The organism is Rhizobium sp. GR12 (genome assembly GCF_036596185.1).
In the GTDB taxonomy this organism is placed as follows: Bacteria; Pseudomonadota; Alphaproteobacteria; order Rhizobiales; family Rhizobiaceae; genus Agrobacterium; species Agrobacterium nepotum.
The window spans coordinates 369100-385584 of sequence record NZ_JASXTH010000002.1 but is presented as its reverse complement, the minus strand read 5'-3'; the positions used below and the strand labels follow the sequence as shown (position 1 = coordinate 385584).

Here is a 16485-nt window from a genome sequence, read left to right as displayed (position 1 = left end):
CATCATCTTGCCGCTCTTTGCTTTACAGGCTTTGGCGTTATAACTCCATCATACTGATGACGATGAGGAATCACATGCGAAGCGTGTTGAAGTATCTGTCCACCGGCTTTCTTGCCGCGCTCATTCTCTTGCCAGTGGGAGCGCAGGCGCAGGACAACAGGGCCGTGCCGTCGAGCCACACGGAAATGCAGCTTTCCTTCGCGCCGCTGGTCAAGCGTACCGCAGGTGCTGTGGTGAACGTCTATGCCGAGCGCGTGGTGCAGCGGCGTCTGTCGCCCTTTGCCGGCGATCCGTTCTTCGAGCAGTTCTTCGGCCAGCAGATGCCGAACCGCACGGAAAAGCAGTCGTCGCTCGGATCGGGCGTGATCGTGACTGCCGGCGGCCTTGTCGTGACCAACAACCACGTCATCGACGGTGCTGACGACATCAAGGTGGCGCTGGCGGATGGACGCGAATTTTCCTCCAAGGTGCTGCTGAAGGATGACCGCATCGATCTCGCCATTCTGCAGATCGATGCGAAGGAACAGTTTCCGGTGCTGTCGCTCGGCAATTCGGACGCCATCGAGGTGGGCGATCTGGTGCTTGCCATCGGCAATCCCTTCGGTGTCGGCCAGACGGTGACGAGCGGTATCGTCTCCGGGCTGGCGCGCAACCAGGTGACGCAGGGCGATTTCGGCTTCTTCATCCAGACCGATGCGTCCATCAACCCCGGCAATTCCGGCGGTGCGCTGATGAACATGGCCGGTGAGCTGATCGGCATCAACACCGCCATCTTCTCCAAGGGCGGCGGATCGAACGGCATCGGTTTCGCCATTCCCGCCAATCTGGTCCGTGTGTTCGTCGCTGCCGCCGAGCGTGGCGATGCGAGCTTCGAGCGGCCCTATATCGGCGCGACCTTCGATCCGGTGACGTCGGATGTGGCCGAGGCGCTCGGCCTGCACCGCGCGCGCGGCGCGCTCGTCGTCAGCGTGGTCAAGGGCGGCCCGGCGGAAAAGGCTGGCATTGAACCCGGACAGGTCGTTACGGCCGTCAACGGCTTCGAGGTGGAGCATCCGGATGCGCTGGGTTATCGCCTGACGACGGCCGGTATCGGCAAATCCGCCGAACTGACTGTCATGGACAAGGGCAGCGAGAAGAAAGCGACCATCGCGCTCGATACGGCGCCGGAAACCGCGCCGCGTGACGAGCGGTTGCTCGAGGGACGCAATCCCTTCGCCGGTGCTACGGTTGCCAATCTCTCGCCGAAACTTGCCGACGAGTTGCGCATGCCTTCGCAGGTGACGGGTGTGGTCATCACTGATGTGAAACGCAGTTCGCCGGCCTATCGTGTCGGTTTCCAGCCGAAGGATGTCATTCTGTCGCTGAATGGTGCGGATATCGGCTCCACGGCTGCTGTCGAGAAGGCTCTGGATGACAATCCCGGCTTCTGGCGCGTGGAAATCCTGCGTGACGGGCAACGTATCCGGCAGTTCCTGCGATGAGCGACGACCTCTTTGCCCCACAAGTGCCTGTCGAGGTCGCCAACCGGCGGCCTCTTGCCGATCGCCTGCGTCCGAAGACGTTGGCGGAGGTGAGTGGGCAGCCGCATCTGACGGGTGAGGAGGGCGTGCTGCGCCGCATGATCGACAGCGGCTCGCTCGGATCGATGATCTTCTGGGGGCCGCCCGGAACTGGCAAGACAACGGTCGCCCGGCTGCTTTCCGGCGAAGCGGGGCTGGCCTTCGAGCAAATCTCGGCGATTTTTTCCGGCGTTGCCGATCTCAAGAAGGTTTTCGAAGCGGCGCGCACACGCCGGATGAATGGTCGGCAGACGTTGCTTTTCGTCGATGAGATCCATCGCTTCAACCGCGCCCAGCAGGACAGCTTCCTGCCGGTCATGGAGGATGGCACCATCATTCTGGTGGGCGCCACCACCGAAAACCCGTCCTTCGAACTCAACGCCGCTCTTTTGTCGCGCGCGCGCGTCCTGACGTTCGGCTCGCATGACGAGGAGAGCCTCAGCGAACTTCTGAAGCGGGCCGAGGAGGCCGAGCAGAAGCTCCTGCCGCTGACCGAAGAGGCGCGTGCAAGCCTGATCCGCATGGCAGACGGCGATGGCCGCGCCGTGCTGACGCTTGCCGAAGAGGTCTGGCGTGCGGCGCGGAAGGACGAGACTTTCGATACCGAGGGGCTGACGCGCATCGTGCAGCGACGTGCGCCTTTGTACGACAAGGGCCAGGACGGCCACTACAATCTCATTTCCGCGCTGCATAAATCGGTGCGTGGCTCCGACCCGGATGCTGCGCTCTATTATCTGTGCCGCATGTTCGATGCCGGCGAAGACCCGCTCTATATCGGGCGGCGGCTGGTGCGCATGGCGGTGGAGGATATCGGCCTTGCCGATCCGCAGGCGCTCGCCGTCTGCAACGCCGCCAAGGACGCCTATGATTATCTCGGTTCGCCGGAGGGGGAGCTGGCGCTGGCGCAGGCCTGCGTCTATCTCGCCACCGCGCCGAAATCGAACGCCGTCTATAACGCCTTCAAATCCGCTATGCGGGCGGCCAAGGAAAACGGTTCGCTGGTGCCGCCGAAACATATCCTCAACGCGCCGACCAAGCTGATGAAGGGCGAAGGTTACGGCGACGGCTACCGATATGACCACGACGAGCCGGATGCCTTTTCAGGGCAGGACTATTTCCCGGAAAAAATGGGGCGCACGACGTTTTACGATCCGCCCGATCGAGGGTTCGAGCGGGAAATCCGCAAGCGTCTCGACTGGTGGGCGAAGCTGCGACGCGAGCGTGGATCGCGTTAGCGCATCTGCGCGGTTCTGTTGGAGTAGCGCCGCTCTTAATAAAAAGAATCAAGTGGCTGGCAAAAAGAGTCGGGAAACCGCACTATCTCCTTGTTTGTTAAAGAAATCAGGACGCTTTGCGGTGCGAGGTGGCGGGTGCCAGCGCCGGCAGCATCTTGACCGAGGATTCCGCCAGGCCGCTATGGCCTTCGGCATCGACCACCAGATGCCAGTGCGATGTCTCGGGAATGGTGACACGGATCGGCGATTTTTTCGCGACGCCGCCGAGATATTTGAAGTCCAGCAATTCGGTGAACCGCTGGAAATTTGCGCCTGTCAGCAGCCGCACATTGTTGACGGCCGACAGGGATACTTCAATGATCGTCCCAGCCCGCAATTCCTTCAGATCATAATGCGTAAAGCGGAAATTCGGCCGTGCCATCGCGCGTCTCCAAGCAACCTATTTTGGCGAGAGAGAATAGGGCGACGGGGGTTAACGACTACTTTAAAACCGCAAGGTCCTTGCCGAATTCCGGTCAGTTATGCCGGCTTCCGACCGTGGCGGTGAGTATTTCCGGCTTCCAGTGCCGTGTTCCGGAATACTACCAACGTATAACAGGTGTATTTAATAATAATAAATTTCTACCCTTTAAGATCGGCTGATCGAAGTGCCGTCGGTGGCATTGGGGGGAATATGAAAAACGTCACGATATCCATGCGCCTTTATGCGCTTGTCGCATTGTTTCTGGTAATATTGACCGCAGCCCTGACATTCAGTCTGTTCGAGACTTTTCACGAGATGGAGCGCGAGCGCAAAGCGGGGCTGGCGTCCATGAACGAGACGGCCGTCGCCATTATCGAACAATATTATCGCCTGGAACAGAGCGGCGCCCTTACCTGGGAGGCGGCGCAGCAGCAGGCCAAGACGACGATCGCGGCGATGCGCTATGGCAATGGCAGCGGCTATTTCTGGATCAACGACATGCATCCCAAAATGGTGATGCATCCGATCAAGCCTGAGATGAACGGCACGGATCTCACCGCCAACAAGGACCCGAACGGCAAGGCGCTGTTCGTTGAATTCGTGAACACGGTGAAGGCGGGCGGCAAGGGCTTCGTCGATTACTACTGGCCAAAGCCCGGCGCTCCCGATCCGGTCGAGAAGTTTTCCCATGTCGCCGGTTTCGCGCCCTGGGGATGGGTTGTCGGCACCGGTGTTTATGTGGATGATCTTGAAGCGGTTTTCTGGAACGACGCCTATTTCAACATCGGGCTGTGCGTTTTGTCCGCTCTTCTGGTCATAGGCGTCGCTACAGCCGTCGTTCGCAGCGTGACGCGGCCGATCGACCTTATCCGGCAGAGCATGACGCGGATCGCGGAGGGTGACGGTGAGGCCGAAATTCAGTTTGCCGACCGTCACAACGAAATCGGTGCGATCGCCAAGACCCTGCTGGTGCTGCGCGACAGCGTCAACGAGCGCAGCGTCTTGCAGGCCCGCGAGGCGGGGCAGCAGCGGGCGCTGGAGGAGGCGCGGCAAGGCAACGAGACGGCCCTGCGCACGGTATCCGAGCGTCAGGCCATTGCCATGAACCAGCTCGGTAAGTCGCTCGAGGCCCTCGCCAATGGCGATCTGACCGTCGAGCTTGCCGATATCGGCGCGGAATACGAAAAACTGCGCATGGATTTCAACCGTGCCGTGGGCGCGCTGCACGCTGCGATCGAGGCCATTGCCAGAACCGGCCATGTCGTCAATGACAGCGCCTCTGATATCAGCGGTGCGACCGGCAATCTTTCGCGCCGGACCGAGCAGCAGGCGGCGGCGCTGGAGGAGACGGCGGCGGCTCTCGACGAGATCACGGCCACGGTGCGCACGGCTTCCGAGCGGGCCAATGAAGCACGGCAGATGGTGCAGGACACGAAAACCAGCGCCAGCCGTTCAGGCGAGATCGTGCGCAATGCCGTCGATGCCATGGGCCGTATCGAGGAATCGTCGAAGCGCATCGGGCAGATCATTTCTGTCATCGACGAGATCGCTTTCCAGACCAACCTTCTGGCGCTGAATGCCGGTGTGGAAGCGGCGCGGGCGGGCGAGGCGGGGCGCGGTTTTGCAGTGGTGGCGCAGGAAGTGCGTGAACTTGCGCAACGCTCGGCCAATGCCGCCAAGGAGATCAAGTCGCTCATCAACCGTTCGGCAGAAGAAGTCGGTGGCGGTGTCACGCTCGTCCGCTCGACGGGCGATGCGCTGGATGAGATCATGGAACTGGTCAATCGCGTTGACGGCCACGTCAATTCCATCGCCACGGCGGCGCGCGAACAGGCGACCGGGCTTCAGGAGATCAATACCTCCGTCAACCATATGGACCAGATGACGCAGCAGAACGCCGCCATGGTGGAAGAAACGACGGCGGCCAGCCAGACTTTGGCCGAGGAAAGCCGTCAGCTGCGCGCGCTGCTTTCCCGTTTCGAACTGGGGCACGGGGCAGGGCACGAAGTTTCGCGGGCCGCGTGATTTTACGTGTTTGAGACAGGGTGGAGGGGGGCGGCTTTGGCCGCGCCCTACAATGACTGACAGCTCTCTCCACACTCCACGTCATCCTCTGGCTTGTCCCGAGGATCCATCCCTCGTGCGGCTGTGGATCCTCGGGTCAAGCCCGAGGATGACGGAGGAGAGGTTTGTGCGTTGGCTGCCGAGGAGAGGTCTCAGCGTTTTCGTCGTTGTCTTCGACGTGATTTCAATCGGGCCTTCTCCATTTCCCGCGTCACGAAATAGACCGTTCGTTATTTCTCGCAACCAATAAGGATTCGTTTACCCCGTTTCTTTAAAATTCGCCTGTCTAGCCGCGAGTAGCGGCCGCTGAAGGTACAGGTTCTCGTATGGCGTATGTTTCCCTTCCGCGTCGTCTTGTGACGTTGCTGATGATTTCCACGGTCATGGTGTCGTGTTCGGCGGAGGGCCTCGTGCCGCCGGCCGAGGTCGATGGCACCACGCGTGTCAGCGCAATCCGGTCGTCGCGGCAGCAAGGCTACAGCGCACCATCAGGCGCGGTCCATCAGGCCGAGCGGGCCGGGCAGGTCGCCGATTATCCCGCAGCCGTGTCGCAACCGATGCCGGAGGTCTACGCCTCGCAGGATCCGCTGCTGCAATCGCCACAGGGTGGGCAGGGATATTCTACGCTTGATGCCCAGCATCAGGCGCGTATGGCCATGAGCGGCCAAACCGAAATCTCTTCGACAATGCCCGAGCAGCAGGCCGCCGCCAGCCAGATTGCCGAAGGCGAAAGCGGCGTCAACATGGATTCCATGCTCGGCGTCGAGCCGGTTCGCGGACTTGCGGAAGAGCAGGATGCCGACATCGCCGAAGGCGCTTCCGCACAGCCGGTGGTGGATGGTATCGGCACGGACAATCCGGTCGCCGTTTCGCCGGGCCGTCAACGGCAGAGCACGGGTCAATCGCGGTTGATACCGCCACCGCCGCCTGGATCCTCTTCCCGCCGCCAGCCGGTGGAAGAAGTGGCCATGCTGATGCCTGACGATCCGATGGCACGCGGCGGATTGCAAAGCAACCGGTCAACCATGCCGCCCGGCGTCATGCCATCCTCGGAAGTGGCCTGCCGCTCCGAGCTACGCCGCCTCGGCGTGGCTTTCCGCGATGTTGCGCGCATTGCCGATGGCCCGACCTGCGGTATCGATTATCCGATCGAACTCAGCGGTCTCGCCAGCGGCGTCGCCATCCGGCCTGCGGTGAAGCTCAATTGCCAGGTAACGCTCGCCTTTGCCAAGTGGGTGAAGTTCGAGCTCGTGCCGTCCTCGCGCTTCCGTTATCTCTCGGGCGTCGGCCGCATCACGCCGATGGGCGGCTATTCCTGCCGCAAGATGAATTCGCGCTCCAGCAATCCGTGGTCCGAACATGCGCGCGGCAACGCCATCGATATCGGCACCATCACCCTGAAGAACGGTAAGGAAATCGACGTTCGCAAAAAGAACTTCTTCGCCTTCCGCGAAAAAGCGCTGCTGAAAGCGGTCAGATCGGACAGCTGCAAATATTTCTCGACCGTTCTCGGGCCGGGCAGCGATCCTAACCACTGGAACCACTTCCACTTCGACCTGCGTACCCGCAAATCCGGTTACAGGCATTGCGACTAGGGGATTTCCAAGGAGTGCCTTAGCGCCGTTTCCCGTCTTCCGGCTCAGGGCTGGAATGACGGAGGTGAGGGGCGCGGCTGCATGGGAAGCGCCGGTTGCTGACCCTGACTCCGCACAAAAAAAGACCGGCCCGAAGGCCGGTTGAAGAGACAGCCATATCGGGGGATATCGGCGTCTTTGCAAGGGCATGCAATGGGAAACGATCCCATAAAATCGGTCCATCCGGCGCGGATATCCGGCAAAAAACAACACGCCGTACTGACCTGCGGCAAAGATGGCTTGCCGCCCATCTCTGATACGCTATGAGCGTCACATGTTTGTGACAACGGCCCCTGGGAGCCTGCTTTCATGCCCCCTGTTTCAGAGGTAATGGTCTTTGCTGCGGCGCTTGCAGCAGCGGGCGTGGTCGCCGGTCTTCTGGCGGGGCTGTTCGGCATTGGCGGTGGTGCGGTGCTGGTGCCTGTCTTCTACCATGTCTTCGGGCTTCTGGATGTGCCGGAGGCGGTGCGCATGCATCTGTCGCTCGGCACGTCGCTTGCCATCATCGTGCCGACCTCCATCCGCTCATTCCTGACGCATCGCCAGAAGGGGGCCGTCGATATCGATCTTCTGAAGGGCTGGATCGTCGCCGTGCCGCTCGGCACCATCCTTGCATCGGTGGTCGCCGCGCATGCTTCCAGCATAGCCCTGCGGCTGATCTTCGCCTTCATCGCGCTTGCGCTCGCATTCCGTATGATCTTCAACCGAGCGAGCTGGCATCTCGGCTCCGACCTGCCGAAAAATCCGGGCCGTTTTCTGGTAGGCACCGGCATCGGGCTTTTCTCCGGCCTGATGGGTGTGGGCGGCGGGGTGATGAACAATACCTTCATGACGTTTTACGGACGCACCATTCATCAGGCGGTCGCCACCTCTTCGGGTGTCGGGGTGCTGATTTCGCTGCCGGGTCTTCTCGGCTACATCTGGGCCGGCTGGGGCGATGCGGGCCTGCCGCCGTTTTCCACCGGCTTCATCAACTGGATCGCCGTTGTGCTCCTCATCCCCATCACGCTTGCTGTCGCGCCCTATGGTGCGCGGTTGGCGCATGCGCTCAGCAAGAAGCAGCTGGAGCGCGCCTTCGGTGTGTTTCTGGTCTTCGTGGCGGCACAGTTTTTCTACAGCGTCTACGGCTGATTTTCCGTACCTGCCGAACGCAGTGTTCAGCCCACCGGGCTGGCATTTAAGCGTTCTACGGCCTATATGGCGTGCATCTCTGTCGGTTTTTCGAAAGATTCGCCATGAATGCCATTGTTTCGATACGGAATCTGACCAAATCCTACGCAAATGGCTTTCAGGCGCTCAAGGGTGTCAGCCTCGATATCAGGGAAGGCGAGATTCTCGCTCTTCTTGGGCCGAACGGTGCAGGCAAGACGACGCTGATCTCGATCGTCTGCGGTCTCGTCAATCCGGGCGAGGGTTCGGTATTTGTCGGGGGCCATGACGTGGTGAAGGATTTTCGCCAGACCCGCGCCCTGATCGGCCTCGTGCCGCAGGAACTGACGACCGATCAGTTCGAGACGGTGTGGAACACCGTCAGCTTCTCGCGCGGCCTGCACGGGCAGAAGAAGAACCCGGAACTGATCGAGCGCATCCTGAAATCGCTGTCGCTCTGGAACAAGAAGGACAATATGCTGCGGGAGCTTTCCGGCGGCATGAAACGGCGTGTGCTGATCGCCAAGGCGCTTGCGCATGAACCAAAGGTTCTGTTCCTCGACGAGCCGACCGCCGGCGTGGACGTGACCCTTCGCCGCGACATGTGGAATGTGGTTTCCGAGCTGCGCGCCAAGGGCGTCACCATCATTTTGACCACGCATTATATCGAGGAGGCGGAAGAGATCGCCGACCGGGTGGGCGTCATCAATGGCGGCGAATTGCTGTTGGTGGAAGAGAAGACGGCGCTGATGAAGAAGCTCGGCCGCAAGCAGCTTTTCCTCGAACTTGCACAGCCCGTGGAGCAATTGCCGGACAGTCTTGCACCTTTCGGCCTGACGCTTTCAGATGACCGCTGCACCGTTACCTATGAAATCGCAGATAATGGCGAGCAGGGGCGTATCGCCGATCTTCTGGGCGCCCTTTCCGCCGCCAACATCCACTTCAAGGATATTTCAACGCGGCAGAGTTCGCTTGAGGATATTTTCGTCTCGCTGGTGGGAGGCCAGAAATGAATTTCGAAGCCATCAAGTCCATCTATCTGTTCGAAATGGCACGCACGCGCCGCACCCTGTTGCAGAGCGTGATTTCGCCGGTCATCTCCACTTCGCTCTATTTCATCGTGTTCGGAACTGCGATCGGTTCAAGGATTCAGGAGGTTGGCGGGGTTTCCTACGGCGCGTTCATAACGCCCGGCCTCATCATGCTGACGCTGCTGACGCAATGCATCAGCAACGGTTCCTTCGGCATTTATTTTCCGAAGTTCACCGGAACGGTCTATGAGATATTGTCCGCGCCGGTGGCGATGCCGGAAATTGTTGCCGGCTATGTCGGGGCGGCGGCGACCAAGGGCCTGATGATCGGCACGATCATCCTGATAACGGCCACCTTCTTCGTGGACATCACCATTGCCCATCCGTTCATGATGGTGTTGTTCTTCGTGTTGACTGCCGTGAGCTTCAGCCTGTTCGGCTTCATCATCGGCATCTGGGCGACGAATTTCGAACAGCTGAACCTCATCCCCATGCTGGTGGTGCCGCCGCTGACCTTTCTCGGCGGCAGCTTCTATTCCATCGACATGCTGCCTCCCTTCTGGCAGACGGTCAGCCATTTCAATCCGGTGCTGTATCTTATCAGCGGTTTCCGCTGGAGCTTCTACGAGATCGCCGACGTCAATCCTCTGATCAGCCTGGCGATGATCACGCTGTTCCTCGCATTATGCCTCGGTATTGTCAGCTGGATGTTCAAGACCGGTTACCGGCTGCGCAACTGACGGACAAGATCTGTCGCGCGCTTCACGCCCGGCTCTGGCCGGGCGTTTTCGTATTCGGGATACAGGATGCGCGGATCAGGCGACCTGCTTCTGCGCCACTTCTTCCACAACCTCGCTCTTCAAATAAGAAACGAGGTCCTTGATCGTCACGACAAGCAGGCCGTGGCGTTCGGCGAAGACTTCGAGCTGGGGCAGGCGGGCCATGGTGCCGTCGTCATTGGCGATCTCGCAGATCGTGCCGCAGGGGTATTTGCCGGCGAGGCGGCACAGATCGACAGCCGCTTCGGTGTGACCGGTGCGGCCAAGCACGCCTTCAGGATTGGCGCGCAGCGGGAAGATATGGCCGGGGCGGGCGAAGTCTTCCGGACGCGAGCCTTCCGACACCAGGGCACGCACCGTCTTTGCCCGGTCCGCCGCCGAAATGCCTGTCGTGGTGCCGGGGATATAGTCCACAGAAACGGTGAAGGCCGTCTTGAGGGATTCGGTATTGCGCGACACCATCAGCGGAATGTCGAGTGCGTCCAAACGCTCGCCCGGCACGGCGACGCAGATCAGCCCGCGTGCATGGTTCATCATGAAGGCGATCTGCTGCGGCGTGATGCTGTCGGAAGCGGCGATGATATCGCCTTCGTTTTCACGATCCTCGTCGTCAACGACGATCACCATCTCGCCACGGGATATGGCTTCGATCGCGTCTTCAATTTTAGCAATGGTCATTTTCTTTCTGGCCTTTCAAGGGTTATGCCGTTTTGCGGCATTTTCGCGCTTCAAGAAGCGCCAAATATCCCTTGGGCGAACAATGCACTGCGAAGCCCGCGGAGCGCGGGTGTCCTATGCCTTGTCCTCTTCCATCCGGACTATACCGTCGGCTCCGGCCTCTCACCGGATCTGCTGACCTTTCGGTTTTGGAGGCCGAAAGCGCTCGCGGGCTCCGGGAAACTCCCGATACCGCCGGTGGGGAATTGCACCCCGCCCTGAGAACATTGCCAACATAATTATCAGATGGGAGGGAAGCAAGCGGCAATGGTCTGCCAAATGGGAGAGGAGTAGAAAGAATATCTCAAATCGGGCCTATGGGTATTTGAATTTTGCGTTGTTGTGGAGGCGCGAGCAGAACCAGTTTTGCTGGTTACATTTGGGAGATTTACGGTTGGGGATGTGGAAGTCTATTTGCCAAATTCAAAGGTTTTTGCAGATAATTACTCTACTTACCTAAGTGGAAATTCGGTATAAATTAAATTTATATGTATTTCATTTCTTATGAATGTATATTTCATGCGTCGCGTGATCGCTATCCGCAGCATCTATGAGCATGTGGAGGAGGCAAAGAAGACTGGAGAGCAGCTTCTGCAAACGATGGAGAAAAAATACAAGGGATACAAGCTCAAGCGAAAAGTTCGCTCGCTTGGCGTCTCCGAAAAACAAAAAGCGCCAAAATGATATTTGACGCTTCGCCTGCCAGCAGTGTTCTGTTGTCGGATCAGAGTAGGATGGGATCAGGGCCGATCATGTGAAGACGCTCCTGCGTTGGACTTGGCAAAACCATCTCACGAGGCGACTGGCATGTCAATTGTTTGATGAAGCATCGAGAGTTTCTTCCTCGGATTTTCACGCTTTACCCGAGTAAAAAACCTCTGCGTCGGCATCCTGTTCTTGCTATATTTTGAAACTTGTTGATCCAAGCAAGAATTGTTTGTCCGGCCGGTTTTATCTGTCCCGCAATCTCAACTCGTCGGTCTGCATCTGCAGCGAGCCGAGCGTCGACAGGAAGCTCATGCCGAGCAGGCTCTGGTCCAGTTGACCGTCCTGCGCGACGAGGGCCGGGATGTTGCTCCGCACGATCGGGCCGATGCCGATCTCGGACAGCATCACGGGCGCTGCCGCCGTGCGGCCGTTCGCGGTCATCACCGGCACGGTGTAGCGCAGGCTTGCTGTGTCGATACCGATTTCGGCCGCGTCCGCATTGGCGAGCACCACGGAGCTTGCGCCGGTATCGACGAGCATGTGGATGGTCTTGCCGTTGACGCCGACATTCGCCTCGAAATGGCCGCTCATCGATTTGTGCAGCACGATCTCCTGTTCGCCGCCAGCGGTCGTCACCACCACCGCGCGACCCGGCATCAGCCCGCCCAGCAGCCGGTCGCCGAAGGATTGCAGGTCGTAACGATAGAGATAGACTGATACGAGGCCGAGGATGATGACGAGCCAGATGGCGAGCTGGCGGATGACGCTGGCGAGGCTGCCGCGGCTTCCCGCCAGAATGCCGACGGATAGCAATCCTGCGATCGGCAGAAGATAGACGATCTGTCCGAATTTCTCGTTGTCGATGCCGAAGGTGCGGCCGCTGTCGTGATTGACGAGAAGCAAGCCGAGACCAACGGCCAGCAAGAGGAGAACGATAGTCAGCCTGTTCATGCGGTGTGCGTCTCCCTGGAGGTGTCCTTGCCTGCTCTTGCCAGTCTTTCGGGAAGCACCGACATGATCATGCGGCGCTTCTCGTCGCTGTAACCCGCCCAGCCGCCGATTTCATCCAGCGTGCGGCCGCAGCCGGTGCAGAGGCTGTTCGTGGCATCGAGGGAGCAGACATGAATGCAGGGCGTTTCCATGATGATCTATATCAGGCCGTCATGCCGCAAGGGCAAGGGCGAGGAGAATCACGATCTCCGTGATCTGCTGGCAGGCGCCAATAGTGTCACCCGTGTGGCCGCCGATCTTCCTATCGCAGAGCCTGCCGAAAAGCGCCACCGCCAGACATGCTGCCGCCAGAACGGCCACTATCGCGAGAAAGGGCAGGGCGTGCAGCGTGAAGAGCACGAGCAGCAGCAGCCCGGTCGCAAGCGCGATGTTGCGCTCGCCTTTGCCCGGCTGGCCGGCGCCGGCGGCAATGCCGGAGGCTTTGGCTGCGGGCAGCGCCTGCCAGTGCCACACCATGAGGGCGCGGCTCATCACAAGGGCTGCAATGAGGCAGGCGGCGGCTGTCTTGCCCGGCAGGGTCTCTATCAGGGACGCGAGGGCCGTGGCGCGCAGCGCGAAAGACAGGATCATGGCGATCGTGCCATAGCTGCCGATGCGGCTGTCCTTCATGATATCAAGCGTTCTTGCCTTGTCCTTGCCGCTGCCGAAACCGTCGGCCATATCGGCCAGCCCGTCCTCGTGCAGCGCGCCCGTTATCAGTGCCGTCACGGCGATGGCGAGCCAGCCGGTCAGCTGAGGCGAAGTGTCGAAAGCGGTGAAGACCACCACGAGGAAAGCGGCGGGCAGGGCGATGAGCAGGCCTGCGGCGGGAAAGGCGCGGGCAGTCCGTCGCATCGAGGTGCCGTCATCATTCCCGAAGAAGCGCGAGGGAACCGGCAGGCGGCTGAGAAAGGCAAGGGAATGCACGACATCTGTTATAAAATCCCCGGCCTTCATGCTCTCTCCGTTGCTGTGCTTGCATTTACGGTTGTTCCGCGGCGCGTCCGCGATTATGAGAGGCGCAACAAAGACCGATTTGCCGGAAAACACAAGTTTCCGCCAACCCGACGACGAGAAAGACAGATACCATGAGCATGAGCGGATTGCCCTTCGATGATTTCCGCGCGCTGCTGCGCGAGCTTCCCGGCCCGGACACGCATGCGCTGGTCGCGGCCAAGGAGCGTAATGCGCAATTGACGAAACCGGCCGGTTCGCTCGGCCGTCTGGAAGAGATCGCCATGTGGCTCGCCGCTTGGTCCGGCCGTTCGCCCGCCGTCACCCGCCCGCTGGTGGCGATCTTCGCCGGCAATCATGGCGTCACGCGGCACGGCGTCACACCTTATCCGACATCGGTGACGCAGCAGATGGTGGAAAACTTTGCGGCTGGCGGTGCGGCGATCAACCAGATTTGCGTTACCAACGATCTCGGCTTGAAGATTTTCGATCTGGCGCTGGATTACCCGACCGGCGACATCACCTGCGAGCCGGCCCTTTCCGAGCGCGACTGCGCCGCCACCATGGCGTTTGGCATGGAAGCGATCGCCGGCGGCACGGACCTTCTCTGCGTCGGCGAAATGGGCATCGGCAACACCACCATCGCGGCGGCGATCAATCTGGCGCTCTATGGCGGCACGGCGGAAGAGTGGACAGGTCCCGGCACCGGCTCGGAAGGTGAGGTCATGGCCCGCAAGATCGCGGCGGTGAAGGCTGCGGTGGAATTCCACAAGGACCATCTTTCCGACCCGTTCGAAATCATGCGCCGCCTTGGCGGGCGCGAGATTGCGGCGATTGCCGGCGCTATCCTTGCCGCGCGCGTGCAGCGCATTCCCGTCCTGATCGACGGTTATGTGGCCACTGCCGCTGCCGCGCTGTTGAAGGCGATCACTCCTTCGGCGCTCGACCATTGCCTGATCGGCCATGTTTCCGGTGAACCCGGCCATCTGGCCGCCGTCGAGAAACTCGGTAAGACGCCGCTCCTGGCGCTTGGCATGCGGCTTGGCGAGGGCACGGGCGCGGCTTTGGCTGCCGGCATCGTCAAGGCCGCCGCAGCCTGCCATTCCGGCATGGCGACCTTCGAAGCTGCGGGTGTCGATACTGGCGCCAGTTCCCACACTGAGCATTGAGGTCGAAGATGGACGCAACGCCGCAGAAGAAGCAACCGGAACCTGTTTTCCGCAAGGAAAAGGGTTGGCGGCATCTTTTTGCCGCTGCCCGTTATTCCGTGCAGGGGCTTGGCCGGCTGTGGCAGGAAGCGGCGTTCAGGCACGAGGTTCTCGCATTCGGCGTCGGCCTTGCCCTGCTTCTGGTCGCTGGTGCGCCGTTTGCGCATCTTCTCGTCTTCACGGTGCTGATGCTGCTTCTGTTTGCGGTCGAGGCGCTCAATACCGCGATAGAGGAGCTGGTGGACCGCATTTCGCCGGAAATCTCCTCGGTCGGGCGGCACGCCAAGGATCTCGGCTCCTTCGCCGTCTTTTGCCTTTTGACGGCAAACGGATTTTTCGTGCTGTATTCGCTGGTGATGGCGCTGTTCTTCTGAGGATTTTCCTCAGGCAAAGGACCGGCGACGAGGCTGGATGGCGAGGGTTTCCTCCACGGCCGGCAGGCTTTGCAGCACGCGTTTCGCCGGCAGGATGGCGATGCCCTCGGTACCCTCGCGCAATTTCGATTTCAGGATGAACTGGCCGTCGTGTTTGGCGAGGATGGCCTGAACGATGGGCAGGCCGAGCCCCGTTCCCTGTTCGGCGCTTTTGATCGCGATCGATCCCTGACCGAAGGCCGACAGCACCACGGGGATTTCATCCTCGGGAATGCCCGGGCCGTTATCCTTGATCGACACATATTGCCCGCCGCCCGCCGTCCAGCCCGCCTTTACGAGAATTTCGCCGCCCTGCGGGGTGAATTTCACGGCATTGGAGAGAAGGTTGAGGATCACCTGGCGGATCGATTTTTCATCCGCCCAGACCTGCGGCAGGCTGCTTTCGAATTGCTGTGAAATCCTGATGGTCTTGGCGCGGGCGCGAAGCTGGATCATGCCGATGCAATCCTCGGCGATTTCCAGCATCGAGACCGATTCCTCGTTGAGATCGTAGCGGCCGGCCTCGATACGCGAGAGGTCGAGGATTTCGTTGATAAGGTCGAGCAGATGCTGGCCCGAACGGTGAATATCGCCGGAATATTCCCTGTAGAGCGGATTGTTGAGCGGACCGAGCACTTCCGACGCCATGACTTCGGAGAAGCCGAGAATGGCGTTGAGCGGGGTTCTGAGTTCATGCGACATGGAGGCGAGGAAGCGCGATTTCGCCAGGTTGGCCTCTTCCGCACGCCGCCGCGCCTCGTCCGATACCGAGTTGGCGACTTCGAGTTCGGCGATCAGGTCGTCCTTTTCGGTCTGCGACGAAAGCAGCTTGATGCTGGTCTGGTAAAGCCGGCTGGTGATGCGGTGACAGAAAAGGATCGCCATGCCGAACATCAAAGCAAGGCCGACATCGAACGGATCGCGGGAGATGATCGAAGTCACGCAAAGTGCAGCCAGCACCGGCAGGAAGGTCATGAAGGTTGCCCGCCGCAGCATGAAATTGGCCATGGCGGTGAGCGAGAGGGCGATCAGCAGCGTCGCGCCCTTGAAGAAAAGAACGAGCGTCGGGTCGTTGCGCACCGGTTCGGCCAGCGCGAACATGGCCCAGGCGCAGCCGATGAGGATCTGCATGCCGAGGAAGAGATTGCGCCATTTCGGCAGATTATCCGCCGTGATCTCCTGTTTTGCGGCTCTTTTGGCCAGCACCAGAGACATGGCATGGAAACTCAGTGCGATCAGCGACCAGATGATAAGCCCGATATCACGGGTGATATACAAACCGATGATGGAGGCCAATACGATGAAAAGCGGCATGATCATCGCGCCCTGGAGGGTCTCGGCGATGTGCATCGTCAGCATTTCGCGTTCATAGGCTTCGGTGCCGCCGGCCCCTTGTTGCAGGCGTTCACGTGTCGTCTTCACCGTGTCGAAAACAGCCTTGTTACGGTGCTTTCGCGAGCGGTCGACGATAATCTTATCGGTGGACGTGCTGACGCTTTTACTCATTGTTACAACGCAGGTGACATGAATCCTTTGCACGTTACGCACAAAATCTTAAGAAGATGCTGTCGTGAAAGGATT

16 protein-coding genes and 1 riboswitch are annotated in these 16485 nt (G+C 60.1%); of the genes, 10 read left to right on the top strand and 6 right to left on the bottom strand.

All coding sequences use genetic code 11. The features are described 5' to 3' along the window. Nucleotides 1-74 precede the first annotated feature (74 nt). Together QSK43_RS04805 and QSK43_RS04800 are read left to right on the top strand one after the other, a co-directional pair. On the top strand, nt 75-1481 hold the full coding sequence (locus tag QSK43_RS04805; protein WP_332302498.1) for a DegQ family serine endoprotease: 1407 nt from the start codon (nt 75-77) through the stop codon (nt 1479-1481). Beyond that, nucleotides 1478-2794, top strand: coding sequence for a replication-associated recombination protein A (locus QSK43_RS04800; RefSeq protein ID WP_045024666.1), 1317 nt, complete (start codon nt 1478-1480; stop codon nt 2792-2794). Before QSK43_RS04805 ends, QSK43_RS04800 begins: the two co-directional genes overlap by 4 nt. Nucleotides 2795-2900: 106 nt before the next feature. On the opposite strand, the gene QSK43_RS04795 is transcribed toward QSK43_RS04800, so the two are convergent. After that, the gene (locus QSK43_RS04795; RefSeq protein ID WP_045024664.1) at nt 2901-3215 is read right to left on the bottom strand and encodes a DUF1883 domain-containing protein; all 315 of its coding nucleotides are present in this window, start codon (nt 3213-3215) and stop codon (nt 2901-2903) included. Nucleotides 3216-3467: 252 nt separating this feature from the next. Here QSK43_RS04795 and QSK43_RS04790 point away from each other — a divergent pair, with 252 nt between their 5' ends. The 5 genes from QSK43_RS04790 (at nt 3468) to QSK43_RS04770 (ending at nt 9875) form a co-directional block, all read left to right on the top strand. Next, a complete protein-coding gene (locus QSK43_RS04790) occupies nt 3468-5282 on the top strand; it encodes a methyl-accepting chemotaxis protein (RefSeq protein WP_332302497.1) in 1815 nt (604 codons plus the stop codon). 365 nt (nt 5283-5647) lie between these two features. After that, nucleotides 5648-6916, top strand: a complete 1269-nt coding sequence (locus tag QSK43_RS04785) for an extensin-like domain-containing protein (protein ID WP_332302496.1) — start codon at nt 5648-5650, stop codon at nt 6914-6916. A gap of 348 nt (nt 6917-7264) precedes the next feature. Further along, on the top strand, nt 7265-8086 hold the full coding sequence (locus QSK43_RS04780; RefSeq protein WP_332302495.1) for a sulfite exporter TauE/SafE family protein: 822 nt from the start codon (nt 7265-7267) through the stop codon (nt 8084-8086). Nucleotides 8087-8190: 104 nt separating this feature from the next. Next, complete coding sequence (locus QSK43_RS04775) at nt 8191-9117, top strand: ABC transporter ATP-binding protein (protein ID WP_332302494.1); 927 nt, start codon at nt 8191-8193, stop codon at nt 9115-9117. After that, entirely contained in the window at nt 9114-9875 is a 762-nt protein-coding gene (locus tag QSK43_RS04770; RefSeq protein WP_045023144.1) for an ABC transporter permease, read from the top strand. The genes QSK43_RS04775 and QSK43_RS04770 overlap by 4 nt, the downstream gene beginning before the upstream one ends. A gap of 75 nt (nt 9876-9950) precedes the next feature. Here QSK43_RS04770 and ribB read toward each other — a convergent pair whose 3' ends face one another. Continuing rightward, a complete protein-coding gene (gene ribB / locus QSK43_RS04765) occupies nt 9951-10592 on the bottom strand; it encodes a 3,4-dihydroxy-2-butanone-4-phosphate synthase (RefSeq protein ID WP_332302493.1) in 642 nt (213 codons plus the stop codon). Nucleotides 10593-10711: 119 nt separating this feature from the next. Further along, nucleotides 10712-10861: riboswitch (FMN riboswitch) on the bottom strand. Between the two features lie 289 nt (nt 10862-11150). On the opposite strand from ribB, the gene QSK43_RS04760 reads away from it, so the two are divergent. After that, on the top strand, nt 11151-11315 hold the full coding sequence (locus QSK43_RS04760; RefSeq protein ID WP_332302492.1) for a hypothetical protein: 165 nt from the start codon (nt 11151-11153) through the stop codon (nt 11313-11315). Between the two features lie 267 nt (nt 11316-11582). Here QSK43_RS04760 and QSK43_RS04755 read toward each other — a convergent pair whose 3' ends face one another. The 3 genes from QSK43_RS04755 to QSK43_RS04745 are packed head-to-tail and all read right to left on the bottom strand — an operon-like array spanning nt 11583 to nt 13286. After that, on the bottom strand, nt 11583-12290 hold the full coding sequence (locus QSK43_RS04755; RefSeq protein ID WP_045023141.1) for a TIGR02281 family clan AA aspartic protease: 708 nt from the start codon (nt 12288-12290) through the stop codon (nt 11583-11585). Next, nucleotides 12287-12481: a DUF1289 domain-containing protein gene (locus tag QSK43_RS04750; RefSeq protein WP_332302491.1), complete on the bottom strand. Its 195-nt coding sequence runs from the start codon at nt 12479-12481 to the stop codon at nt 12287-12289. The genes QSK43_RS04755 and QSK43_RS04750 overlap by 4 nt, the downstream gene beginning before the upstream one ends. 19 nt (nt 12482-12500) lie before the next feature. Beyond that, the gene (locus QSK43_RS04745; protein WP_332302490.1) at nt 12501-13286 is read right to left on the bottom strand and encodes an adenosylcobinamide-GDP ribazoletransferase; all 786 of its coding nucleotides are present in this window, start codon (nt 13284-13286) and stop codon (nt 12501-12503) included. A 131-nt stretch (nt 13287-13417) separates the two neighbouring features. On the opposite strand from QSK43_RS04745, the gene cobT reads away from it, so the two are divergent. Together cobT and QSK43_RS04735 are read left to right on the top strand one after the other, a co-directional pair. After that, nucleotides 13418-14452 carry a nicotinate-nucleotide--dimethylbenzimidazole phosphoribosyltransferase gene (gene cobT / locus QSK43_RS04740; RefSeq protein ID WP_332302489.1) on the top strand — a complete coding sequence of 345 codons (1035 nt, stop codon included), beginning with the start codon at nt 13418-13420 and terminating at the stop codon, nt 14450-14452. Between the two features lie 8 nt (nt 14453-14460). Further along, nucleotides 14461-14865 (top strand): diacylglycerol kinase, encoded by a 405-nt coding sequence (locus QSK43_RS04735; protein WP_332302488.1) that lies wholly within the window; start codon nt 14461-14463, stop codon nt 14863-14865. Nucleotides 14866-14874: 9 nt separating this feature from the next. Here QSK43_RS04735 and pdhS2 read toward each other — a convergent pair whose 3' ends face one another. Next, complete coding sequence (gene pdhS2 / locus QSK43_RS04730) at nt 14875-16410, bottom strand: two-component system sensor histidine kinase PdhS2 (protein ID WP_045023135.1); 1536 nt, start codon at nt 16408-16410, stop codon at nt 14875-14877. Nucleotides 16411-16485: the final 75 nt, after the last annotated feature.